General features: G+C 51.0%; 11 protein-coding genes and 1 pseudogene. 6 read left to right on the top strand and 6 right to left on the bottom strand.

All coding sequences use genetic code 11. The features are described from left to right. Window positions 1-182: 182 nt before the first annotated feature. From ACESPU_RS15650 to ACESPU_RS15635, 4 genes are all read right to left on the bottom strand, one after another. Complete coding sequence (locus tag ACESPU_RS15650; RefSeq protein WP_121961423.1) at window positions 183-1,241, bottom strand: NAD-dependent epimerase; 1,059 nt, start codon at window positions 1,239-1,241, stop codon at window positions 183-185. A 9-nt stretch (window positions 1,242-1,250) separates the two neighbouring features. Continuing rightward, window positions 1,251-2,561: a UDP-glucose/GDP-mannose dehydrogenase family protein gene (locus tag ACESPU_RS15645; protein ID WP_121961424.1), complete on the bottom strand. Its 1,311-nt coding sequence runs from the start codon at window positions 2,559-2,561 to the stop codon at window positions 1,251-1,253. Window positions 2,562-2,729: 168 nt separating this feature from the next. After that, a complete protein-coding gene (locus ACESPU_RS15640) occupies window positions 2,730-4,286 on the bottom strand; it encodes an ATP-binding protein (protein WP_373133490.1) in 1,557 nt (518 codons plus the stop codon). 147 nt (window positions 4,287-4,433) lie between these two features. Next, entirely contained in the window at window positions 4,434-4,634 is a 201-nt protein-coding gene (locus ACESPU_RS15635) for a hypothetical protein (RefSeq protein ID WP_005868570.1), read from the bottom strand. A gap of 109 nt (window positions 4,635-4,743) precedes the next feature. On the opposite strand from ACESPU_RS15635, the gene ACESPU_RS15630 reads away from it, so the two are divergent. The 6 genes and pseudogenes from ACESPU_RS15630 to ACESPU_RS15605 all read left to right on the top strand — a co-directional run bounded on the left by ACESPU_RS15630 (window position 4,744) and on the right by ACESPU_RS15605 (window position 8,875). Continuing rightward, window positions 4,744-5,286 carry a BT4734/BF3469 family protein gene (locus tag ACESPU_RS15630; protein ID WP_005858738.1) on the top strand — a complete coding sequence of 181 codons (543 nt, stop codon included), beginning with the start codon at window positions 4,744-4,746 and terminating at the stop codon, window positions 5,284-5,286. Then, window positions 5,283-7,073 carry a DUF3987 domain-containing protein gene (locus ACESPU_RS15625; RefSeq protein WP_217772969.1) on the top strand — a complete coding sequence of 597 codons (1,791 nt, stop codon included), beginning with the start codon at window positions 5,283-5,285 and terminating at the stop codon, window positions 7,071-7,073. The genes ACESPU_RS15630 and ACESPU_RS15625 overlap by 4 nt, the downstream gene beginning before the upstream one ends. 85 nt (window positions 7,074-7,158) lie before the next feature. Then, entirely contained in the window at window positions 7,159-7,353 is a 195-nt protein-coding gene (locus ACESPU_RS15620; protein ID WP_005868558.1) for a DUF4248 domain-containing protein, read from the top strand. A 101-nt stretch (window positions 7,354-7,454) separates the two neighbouring features. Next, the gene (locus ACESPU_RS15615; RefSeq protein WP_008779379.1) at window positions 7,455-7,880 is read left to right on the top strand and encodes a D-Ala-D-Ala carboxypeptidase family metallohydrolase; all 426 of its coding nucleotides are present in this window, start codon (window positions 7,455-7,457) and stop codon (window positions 7,878-7,880) included. A 120-nt stretch (window positions 7,881-8,000) separates the two neighbouring features. After that, window positions 8,001-8,491 (top strand): annotated as a pseudogene (locus ACESPU_RS15610) (DNA-binding protein). 252 nt (window positions 8,492-8,743) lie between these two features. After that, a complete protein-coding gene (locus tag ACESPU_RS15605; RefSeq protein WP_005868555.1) occupies window positions 8,744-8,875 on the top strand; it encodes a smalltalk protein in 132 nt (43 codons plus the stop codon). A 301-nt stretch (window positions 8,876-9,176) separates the two neighbouring features. On the opposite strand, the gene ACESPU_RS15600 is transcribed toward ACESPU_RS15605, so the two are convergent. Both ACESPU_RS15600 and ACESPU_RS15595 read right to left on the bottom strand, forming a co-directional pair. Then, the gene (locus tag ACESPU_RS15600; RefSeq protein WP_121961428.1) at window positions 9,177-11,090 is read right to left on the bottom strand and encodes a nucleoside-diphosphate sugar epimerase/dehydratase; all 1,914 of its coding nucleotides are present in this window, start codon (window positions 11,088-11,090) and stop codon (window positions 9,177-9,179) included. Between the two features lie 16 nt (window positions 11,091-11,106). Then, the gene (locus tag ACESPU_RS15595; RefSeq protein WP_217772967.1) at window positions 11,107-11,487 is read right to left on the bottom strand and encodes a hypothetical protein; all 381 of its coding nucleotides are present in this window, start codon (window positions 11,485-11,487) and stop codon (window positions 11,107-11,109) included. Between the last annotated feature and the right edge of the window lie 26 nt (window positions 11,488-11,513).

Here is an 11,513-nt window from a genome sequence, read left to right as displayed (position 1 = left end):
ACAGGAAAAAACAAGCTACGTACCTTGTAACGCTTGCATAGTTCCTTTATCGCATCTAGTTGATCTCACAAAATTGAATTCATCTCTTTCCTATCACGATTCAATCACAAACATAACTTATTTGTTCCTATAGCAGAAGCTTTTCCGGTAAAAGTATTTAGATAGAAGAAAGATTTTACCGATCACCAAACTTCCTTATAAAACCCTTTATACCATTCTACCGTCTTCCTCACCCCTTCCTCTATTGGCGTGCGAGGTTTATATCCCATCTCCATTTGCAACAGAGTCGTATCCGCATTCGTCTGGTAAACATCTCCGGGTTGCATGGGAAGAAACTCTTTCTTTGCCTCATGGCCACAAGCAGTCTCTATGGCAGCAATGAAGTCCATCAACCTAACAGGATGAGAATTACCAATGTTATAGACCCTATAGGGTGCCGAAGACGTGGCTGGATCTGTTTTTTGCGCCTCCCATACAGGATTGGAGGTAGCCGTATGATCCAATACTCTGATCACCCCTTCGACTATATCGTCTATGTATGTAAAATCTCGAAGCATATCACCGTTATTAAACACTTTTATAGAACGATCATTTAAGATAGCATCAGCGAATAAGAAGGGAGACATATCAGGCCGCCCCCACGGACCATAGACCGTGAAGAAACGCAATCCTGTCGAGGGAATACCATACAAATGACTGTAGGTATGCGCCATCAGTTCGTTGCTCTTCTTCGTGGCGGCATAAAGACTCACCGGATGGGCAATACTGTCATGTTCAGAGAAAGGTACCTTGCCATTCAAACCGTATACACTACTGCTGGAGGCGTAAACCAGATGCTTTATCTGATGATGACGGCATCCCTCCAAGATATTTAGGAAGCCATCCAAATTACTACTCACATAAACTTGCGGATTGGTAATAGAGTAACGCACCCCCGCCTGGGCTGCCAAATTGATCACCTTATCAAACCCCTCGTTGGCGAACAACATCTGCATAGCCTGCGTATCCTCCAGATTCATCCGGATAAAACGGTAGTGGGGATAGCGATCACTTTGCGTAAACTTATACCAATCCACAGCCTCCCGGTTGATCCCGGTCTCTGCCAATCGCCCGTATTTGAGGTTGATATCGTAGTAGTCGTTAATATTATCCAAACCTACTACCTCGTCACCCCGTTCCAGCAGACGCTTCACGGTATGAAAACCGATGAAGCCTGCCGCCCCGGTCACTAATATTCTCATAAACTCCCCTTATCCGATTTTGTAATAAACGAAACCATTCTCACGCATATCTTCCGCATCATAGATGTTACGACCATCGATCACGACTTTATTCGCCATAATTCGGCTTAATGCAGTCAAGCTAGGCATGCGGAACTCCTTCCACTCGGTCACCAGTAACAACGCATCCGCATCGAGCGTCGCCTCATACATATCTTTGCAATAAATTACCTGATCCCCGATACGACGCTTGCATTCCGTCATGGCGATCGGGTCATACACTCGTACCGTAGCACCCGCTTGACGGATCTTCTCGATCAAAACCAAGGCAGGAGCCTCCCGCATATCATCCGTCTCCGGCTTGAAAGCCAACCCCCATAGGGCGATAGTCTTACCTTGGATATCTCCTCCAAAATACCTCAACAACTTCTCGAAAAGAATGGACTTCTGGCGCTCGTTCACCGCCTCCACCGCTTGTAAAACCTGCATCGGATAGCCGTTCTGCTCAGCGGTCTTGATCAAAGCCTTCACGTCCTTCGGGAAGCAACTGCCTCCATAGCCGCACCCGGCATAGAGGAATTTCTTACCGATACGGGTATCGGAACCTATACCTTTACGCACCATATTCACGTCAGCTCCGACCAGCTCACACAGGTTGGCGATGTCGTTCATAAAAGAGATACGGGTTGCCAACATTGAATTAGCGGCATACTTGATCATCTCCGCAGAAGGTATATCGGTAAAAATCATCCGTTCACCACTTAACATGAATGGCTTATAAAGTTTAGACATGATTTTGCGGGCACGTTCGCTCTCCGTACCGACCACTACCCGATCGGGAGCCATAAAGTCCTTGATAGCGGCTCCCTCTTTCAAGAACTCAGGATTGGAAGCCACGTCAAATTCGACTTGTTCACCCCGTTTATCTAACTCCGCTTGGATAGCAGCCTTCACCTTTTGTGCCGTACCCACGGGAACCGTCGATTTAGTCACCAAGATGGTATATTTCTTCACATGTTGGCCAAAGGTCTTCGCCACCTCCAACACATATTTCAAGTCGGCCGAACCATCCTCATCAGGAGGTGTACCTACAGCAGAGAAAACAATCTCCACGTCATCCAAGCAAACAGTCAGATCCGTGGTAAAACGCATACGACCAGCCGCTACGTTCTTCTTCACCATATCTTCCAATCCCGGCTCATAGATGGGAATCTCCCCGTTAAGTAAGGACTGAATCTTCTGCTCGTTCACGTCCACACAAGTGACATTTATGCCCATCTCGGCAAAACAAGTGCCTGACACCAAGCCTACATAGCCCGTGCCTACAATAGCAATATTCATGTCTGTATATTTTAGTTAGTACTCAATTTAAAGCATACACCAATACATAGGCACCTTTATAGTACCTATCTGGTTTTATGTAAAAATTAAACGTAGAAAATTTAGCATTGGCTCGTAACCAATGTGATTTTATAGGATGCCTATAAGCAAAGTACGATTGCGTTTACTTCATTCAATAACCCAATCCCCCAACGTATGCCGCTCACTATCAAAATTAATCCCAACCTTTATGATCGGCAACCCACAAAGGGCGAAGTGCTCCGGGTAATTGCGCAAATTGATTTGCTCAAGGGCTATATCCGCAGTCCTGTTTAACTTCAATTCCACGACATAGAGTGTTGTCGGTGTGCGCATCACCATATCCACACGGCCTTTCGGGGTACGGACTTCCACGTCCACATACATTCCTAGCAGGCTGAAGATCGTGTAAAGCAAGGACTGGTAATGGCCCTCGTAATCCGTATTGTCACATTGGGGGATGGTGGACAGGAAGGTCTGCAATAAACGCAGGGCATCGTCCATCCGCTCTCCAGAGATCGCCTCGAAAAGAAGGGCTACCGTAGTAAGTCCATCCGCTGTGTATTGATGCAAATAATTGGGCAATAAGCTTTTCATCAATCCCATACGAACCTCTTTATTGGGGATGTCAAGCGTGTACAAATTCGTGAGCGAGGAATAGTCCTTTATCGTGATGTAACCGCTCTGATAGAGCAATGGCGTAATATCGACCATCCGTTCCGTGGGTGCGTCAAACGACTCTGCCAAAACCTTGCGTGCGCCTATTTGCTGGGGTTTCACGTGATACTTGTTCAGCATCTCGATCAAATAGGTGGGCGTACCGCTACCGAACCAATAGGAATTTAGTTTACTGTCGGCCAAGGCGTTCAACAGGCTGAACGGGTTGTATATATCGGGCGACGGCCACGTGAAATGGTAACCGTCATAATTCGATTTCAAGGCACCCAAGGCACCCTCCGGAGAAACGCCGAGGTTGTCGGCCAAACGACCGATACCCTCACCCATATGCTCACGCATCTCCTCCTCCGTGATGCCACAGAGGGCGGCGTACTCCGGGAGCATGCTGATATTCTTGATATTGTTCAACTCGCTGAAGATGCTCAATTGAGAGAACTTCGTGATACCTGTCAAGAATACGAAACGCAAATAAGGATCGCAGGCTTTCAGCGGACTATAGAAGTTACGCATCACGTCGCGAAGCCTCGGCAGCTCCTTCTCCTCATGCACCACGTCCAGCAAGGGAGCGTCGTACTCGTCGATCAAGACAACCACCTTTTGACCGGTCTGGGCGTAGGCACGTTGGATGAGACTTTCCAGACGTTGGTTCGTATAAATAGCGCTCTCATCACGTCCGTATATCTGCTCGTAACCATACAATTTCCTCTCCAGCTCACTCAGAAGCCGATCCTTGTCCATATGCTTCGCCGTGCTCATGTCGAAATGAAGCACCGGATACCTTGTCCACTCCTTCTCCAGGCGCTCGATGGCCAAGTCCTCGAACAATTCCTTTCGCCCCTCAAAATAACTATGGAGCGTAGAAGTAAGCAACGACTTCCCGAAGCGGCGGGGACGGCTCAAGAATATATAACCAGACGCGCCGTGTGTCATTCGGTAGACCAATTCCGTCTTATCTACATACACATAATTCCCCTCTCTCAATTTGGAGAATGTCTGTATCCCTATCGGATATAATCGCCGCCCTTCCATCTTCGTCTCTGTTTATTGGTTCGTCAAGACAAATATAACGTTATTTCCCTAAACGATCAATTTTCAACCCTCTATTTTTCTATTCCACGCCTCATCGCCCTATACACCTCCTTGAGCGCCCCGGCCCCATACCCCATGAACTCCGGTTCATCCATCTCTACGCATAGTTCTTGTACCAAGCGGGTCAGACTCTGGGGATTGATACTCTTTTTTTTTCGCTTTGCTGTAGGTGGCGGTGCCTACGTGGGCCTCCGCACAAAACTCACGGATGGAGATTCCTAACCGCTTACGTGGAAATTCCACTAACTCATCAAATAAAATCTGGTTCAAATCTAAATTTTCCTTCATACTATGCTAATTTTTATTAAACAATCATCCGATATTTCAGCCTATAGGCTGAAACGCAGAATCAATTATTAGCAATAGCTTTAGAAAATTAATCTGAAATCCTATTGATATGGACCAACAAATGTCTTACTTTCTTCCTCCCATCACCAACACGCTTCCTACCGGGAACTGTACACTACGGGAAGTGTACCGATGGATCACCGAGGATAAATCTCTCGAAACGGTTACCAACGAATTACGCGCCTTCATCCGGGAAGGCAGGGTAGCGGAATACCGCCAACTCAAACAGCGACAACTGCCGTTCGTAACGCCCCACGGCGTTTTTTCCCGTCGTAAGAGCGACGCTCTCATCTCCGCCTCGGGGTTGGTAGTGGTCGATATCGACCATCTCGCCTCTCTCGAGGAGGCGGAACAACTCCGGGACCACCTCTTCGAGGACCCCTATCTCGGGACCCGCCTCGCCTTTGTCAGCCCCGGAGGACTTGGAGTGAAACTTTTCATACCCGGAGACGAGACCGTTCGATGGGCCATGAGTTACATACAGCTCCTGTATGCCGACACCTTCAAAGGTGAGGTGGATACCTGTGGCAAGGATATCGCCCGCTGCTGTTTCTTGTCTCACGATTCTAACGCTAAAATATTCATACCATGAACAACGATCTTTCCAAACTAGTAGAAGCGGTACGGGCGGCCCATGCCGACATCGCCCCCACTTACGCCGAGTATGTACAATTGGCTTTCGCCATCGCCACCGATTGCGGGGAGGCAGGACGTAGCGACTTCATCAGTCTCTGCGAGCCATCGCCCAAGTTCAACGCCCTACACGCCAACAAGCTTTTCTCCAGTGCCTTGCGCACCGGAAACCAGAATGTCCATCTGGGCACCGCTTTCCACTTGGCCAAGCTGGCGGGCGTGGAAATAGGTTTCAAGTTTCAAGGTTTCACGAAACCCTTTTCCTCACACACACGTGTGAGTACATATAATACAGCCGATACGGTAGATCAAGCCCACGAGACCAGCGATCGGGAAACCGAGGCAAACGACGCCCCACTCCACATCGGCAGCGAGCCTTACACCTCCCTGCCACGGCTGGTACCCGGCTATCCATGGCCCTCGTTGCTACGGGACATCCTCGGTTTCACCGATAATGCCGAGCAGCGGGATATCCTTTTGCTCACGGCTCTCACCGCCCTAGGCGCCACCTTGGGCAAGACGGTGCGTTGCCTCTATGGGATGCATTGGATCTATCCCTGTATCCAGCTCTTCGTGATCGCTCCGCCCGCATCGGGTAAGGGCATCATGGCGTGGCTGCGTAAGTTTATCGAGCCTATCCACCGGGAGATCCGCCAACAAGTGGACCTAGCGATGAAACAGTACCGCCAAGATTTGGCGGCCTATCATGCCTTAGGCAAGGAGAAAGCCAAGATGGAGATGCCCCAGATGCCTAAAAACAGTATGTTTATCATCTCCGGCAACAATACCGGGACGGGTATCTTGCAAAATATCATCGATTCGGACGGCACCGGTATCATTTTCGAGACCGAGGCGGATACCATCACCACCGCTATCGGGGGTGATTACGGGCATTGGAGCGATACGCTCCGTAACGCTTTCGACCATGCCGGGCTCTCGTTCAACCGACGGACCGATAACGAATACCGGGAATGCGACTCCACCTTCCTCTCAATGGTGCTCTCGGGTACGCCCGGACAGGTAGCGCCGCTTATCCCCTCGGGCGAGAACGGGCTCTTCAGCCGTGAGGTCTTCTACTACAAATCGCAGATCCGGGAATGGATCGACCAATTCTCCGTCGACGAGGTAGACGCCGAGAAGGAATTCCACCGGATGGGCTACGAGTGGAAGGCCACGATCGATCAGCTCAAGTGCCGGGGTACCATCACCTTGCGCCTCGACGAGCGGCAACAAGCCGCTTTCAACGACAGCTTCGTACGTCTTTTCCTGCGTGCCCGGCAATCCAACGGGCAGGAGATGAACAGTTCCGTGGTACGCCTCGCCATCAACCTCGTACGTTTCATGGAGGTGGTAGCCATGCTTCGTGCCTTGGAACAACCGGAATTACTGCTGCCGGCCCAAGGCATCAACAGCGACAACCTAAAGGACAAGATCATCGGAGGCTGGGAACTCCATATCACCGACGATGACTTCGCCGCCCTTCTGACAATGGCGGAGCCGCTCTACCTCCACGCCACCCATATCCTCTCATTCCTGCCTACCGGCGAGATCACCAGCCGAGGCCTCTCGGAAAAGGACAGTCTGCTCAGCTCCATGCCGGACGAGTTCACCACCGTCCAATGGATGGAGGCCGCCGAGCATGCCAACATCCCCAAGAACACCGCCAAGACATGGCTACGCCGACTATGCGACTCCGGAGCCCTCCTGCATGGCGAGCATAAAGGGATTTACTTGAAACCCTTATAATGTACGTACGTGTGTGTGAGGAAAGAGGGTTCATGAAACCTTGAAACTTGAAACTCTCCTATAGTCATTTTAAAATTCAATACAGATGAAAAAAATAGATCTCGCCCGTCAATATTGCCTGACAGGCACCCCTTCGAACGCTTTGCATAAGTTGAACCGATATATCCGTGACGTGAAAGGACTGAAAGAGGCCCTTATCCGTCATGGTTATCACTCGAAAGATCGCTCCATCACGCCGAAGCAAGTACAGATATTCTATGATTTTTTAGGGGAACCCTAAAATTCTTCTCCTAGAGCGAATAGGTGGAAACAAATGGTATATCCGGGCTTTCCGCCTATCGTATCTTTGCTACAGAAACAAAAACATCAACCTTGTCCCCTATGCGCTACTTTAATTATCAAGAGTTTGAAGACTCCGCCACGGCCCGGCGAGACGGGATCGACAACAGCCTCACCCCGGTGGCCCGGAGGATGGTCACGATCCTAGTGGAAATGCTACTAGACCCGCTACGGCGGGTCTGGGGCAGCCCCATCGTCATCAGTAGCGGCTATCGCTGCCCCGAATTGAACATCCTTATCGGGGGAGCCAAGCACAGTCACCACCTCCTCGGTTGCGCCGCCGACCTGATAGCCGGCTCTCCAGATGATCATCGCCTCTTGTTCCGACTGATACAAGAGACGCACGAGCTGTGCGGACTCGAGTTCACTCAGCTCATTCTAGAGCCCGGCGCCCGATGGATCCATATCTCTTACGTACCCGGCAACCTTCGCTGTCAGGTTATCGATAAAGAAAAGTCGCCTAATTGACTTAAGTCTTTCAAACTGAAGACTTAAATCAAGGAGCACGAAAAGCCAAGTCATCAAGCGTGAGGACTCAACTCATCATCCCCCAAGTTCTTTATGTATCACTTAAAATATCTTACGATTATGTCATTAAACTATTCCATTGCCATGATGGGCAACCCGTTGAAAAAAGAGGAACCCAAGAAAGCCTACGCCAAGGCGCAAACCAACGGCGAGCTCAGTCTAAAAGAGCTATCTACCCTGATAGCGAGTAAATGCACAGTGCACCAAGCCGACGTTTCGGCCGTGCTCATCGCCACCACCGAGTGCATGCTGGAAGGTCTGAAAGCCGGTAAGCAGGTGAATTTCGGCGATCTGGGTGCCTTCCGCCTCCAGATCAATTCCGGGGGAGCGCCGAGTGCCGACCTGTTCACCTCCGACTATATCAAGGGGTGAACATCCAGTTCGTCCCCGGCGAGGAACTTCAAGTCATCTTCCAAGGCCTCAAGTTCAACCTCGTCCCCACCCGGGCCGCCCAAGCCGCCGTCATCAAGGCCCAGAAGGCCGGTAAGACAACAGTGGATATCTCCGGTAAGAACGGCTCCTCGGACTCCGAGTCGCCTGACGAGATTTAGTGTTACTTTTGGCTTGACCCAAAAGTAACCAAAAGGTCAAGGCTGACGCTGACGGGCTACTTCGAGACCTGCGCTCGCTGTCGCATCCCAACTCGCTTCGCTCAGACAGGGATGCTCCGGACGCTCGCTTCGGTCTCTTCGCTTTACGCCCGTCCGCTGAGGCCGTCCAAAGGAAAGCGTCGCTTTCCTCTTATATCCTCCGTGGTATTTTAATTCTCAATTCATAAATTATAAATCAAAAATTCAACCATCATGATCACACAAACCTATCCTGCTCCGGAAACCTCTAAGAAGAGCGTTTGGAGCATTATCTTAAAAGTCATCATTGCCGTGGCCACCACAATCGCCGGAGCATTCGGACTACAAGCCTGCCAGATGCTCTAGTTTAAAGTTGGCTCTCACTCTTCACATCCCTCTTTACATTTAAGTACATGTGCGCATATCATATACATAATATAATACTTACAAAAGAGGGGGATGTGAGACCTCCTCACAGAGCCGGAAGGCTCTACATCCGGCCTAAGCGGACGGGCGTAAAGCGGAGAGACCGAAGCTAGCGGCAGGAGCGTCCCTGTCTGAGCGAAGCGAGTTGGGACGCGACAGCGAGCGCAGGTCTCGGAGTAGCCCGTCCGGTTAAGCCTTGAACTTTTGGTTACTTTTCTTTCAAGAGAAAAGTAACGACAAGCTATCCATCCAAGACCTCGTACTTGGAGTGCCGGCTTTTGAACTCGGGGACGATCGCCTTCATCTTGCCTACAATGGCCATATCGTCCCTCGAGCGGCCTAGGCCGACGAGTTCATCTATATCTTGGCAAACCGTATCATAATCGTACTCCCGTACCTTGGCGATCTTGATCTTCGGATGGAAGGTAGGCAGCGTGATCTCCTCGTCGTTCAGTACCTCCTCGTACAGCTTCTCGCCGGCACGAAGGCCCGTGAAACGGATCCCCACGTTCTTGGCGCCCGAAAGCTGAATCATACGTTTCGCCAAGTCGATGATACGCACGGGCTTGCCCATGTCGAAGACGAAGATCTCCCCACCGTTACCCATCGTACCCGCCTCCAATACCAACCGGCAGGCCTCCGGGATCAGCATGAAGAAACGGATGATATCCGGATGCGTCACTGTCACGGGACCGCCCTTGGCAATCTGTTCACGGAACAATGGGATCACGGAACCGTTAGAACCCAGCACGTTGCCGAAGCGGGTCGTAACGAACTGCGTCACGCCTTCCACATAGCCCTCCTTGATCGCCTTGTCGAGGCTCTGCACGTAAATCTCGCAGATACGTTTCGAGCAACCCATCACGTTCGTAGGATTCACCGCCTTGTCCGTGGAGATCATCACGAATTTCCTCGTGCCATACTTCACGGCCAAGTCGGCGATCACACGGGTACCGTCCACGTTGTTACCCACACTCTCGCAAGGATTATCCTCCATCATCGGAACATGCTTATAAGCCGCCGCATGGAATACATAGGCGGGGCGATGCTCCGAGAAGATCTCCTCCATGCGAGACTTGTTAGCGATGTCCGCCACCAAGGTATAGGCGTTGATATCCCGCCAATCCCTCGCCATCATCAAGCGGATGTCGTGCAAGGGAGTTTCCGCCTGATCTACCAAGATCAAGCGATCCGGAGCGAACGAGGCGATCTGGCGCACCATCTCGCCACCGATGCTGCCGGCGGCTCCCGTTATCAGGATGCGTTGACCACGAAGCAAGCGGCCCACCGCCTCCATGTCTATCTCTATCTTTTCCCGGGGAAGCAGATCCTCGATCTCAACCTTCCGGAGTTGTGTATGCGTCAAATCGCTCCTGCCATCCCATTCTTGCGCCGCCGGGGTCACGTAGATCTTGATCCCCGCCTCCGCCAAACGGGCCACCATATCCGGCTGTTCCCGAATGGAGTCGCTCTTCAAGGGGGAGACGAAAAGGATCGTCGCCCGCTCCCGGCGCATGGCATCGATCAGCTCCTCATCGAAAGGGTACACACGCACTCCCATCAATATACGATTCTGCATGTTCCCGGCCTCCGAGACGAAGCCTGCCAACACGTACTGTGCGGGATCTTGGTTCTGGATGCTCTTCGCCAAACTGATACCGCCCTGCTTCACGCCGAAGATAAAGGCACGTTCAGCCTTCGACTGGCGAAAGGTCGTCACGTAGAAATACTTCACGAACACACGCATCGCCCACATCAAGCTCATCGCCAGCAGGGAGGATAGCACAAGGTCTCGTTTACGGATATACACCAAGTAAGGCGAAAAATCCGTAAACTCTTGGAAGGTCACCACGCAAACCACACCAAACAGCACGGCAAAGCCCACCCGTTGCAAATCCACGAAGGAAGAGTAACGAATGATGCCCGAATACGTACGGAACAGCCTAAAGCCCACCAGATAAGGCACTAGGCAAACACCCCACGTGAGCGACAGGTGCCAAAAGATGCCCATCGTGGCGAAGATCCCGTTATTCAAGGCATATACCAGCAAGCCTGAAAACAGGATCACCAAGCAATCCAGCAGGATAATACTCCAATACGGCAACGCTTTCCTTGAGAAATACCACGTTGAGAGTTTAGAAAAAAGGTTCATCATGAATAAAATTTGGGGTTCATGTCAGCTGGGGCAAGCCCTCCACCTCACCGGCATGCCATCTTCGGTAGTCGGTCAAGGAGGATTCGGGGACGGTCAGCACCACGTAATCCGTCTCGTCCCGCCTCAAAATATGTTTACGGGCGTACGAACGCAACGAGCGATCCGTCACGGACACCATCACGATCGGGAACGGGTAGGCGTACAGGCGCAGCGGCGTGGTCTCGCTATCCGGGAACGCACGATACAACTGGTAGGCCGAACGCTCGAACGCTACCCAGTAGGGACCCGTACAATACAGGTGTATTGAGTTTTGGTTCGCACGCTCACGATCCATGATCTCGTTCAGGCGCTCGTTTAGTAACATGACCAAGCGAATACCGGAGGGAACTTCACTCATACTTCGTTAGTAGACAGTTCACAAGT

It is taken from the genome of Parabacteroides sp. 20_3 (assembly GCF_964238835.1).
Taxonomy (GTDB): domain Bacteria; phylum Bacteroidota; class Bacteroidia; order Bacteroidales; family Tannerellaceae; genus Parabacteroides; species Parabacteroides distasonis.
Note: the sequence above shows the minus strand (reverse complement) of the source record. Positions and strands in the feature narration are given on the sequence as shown.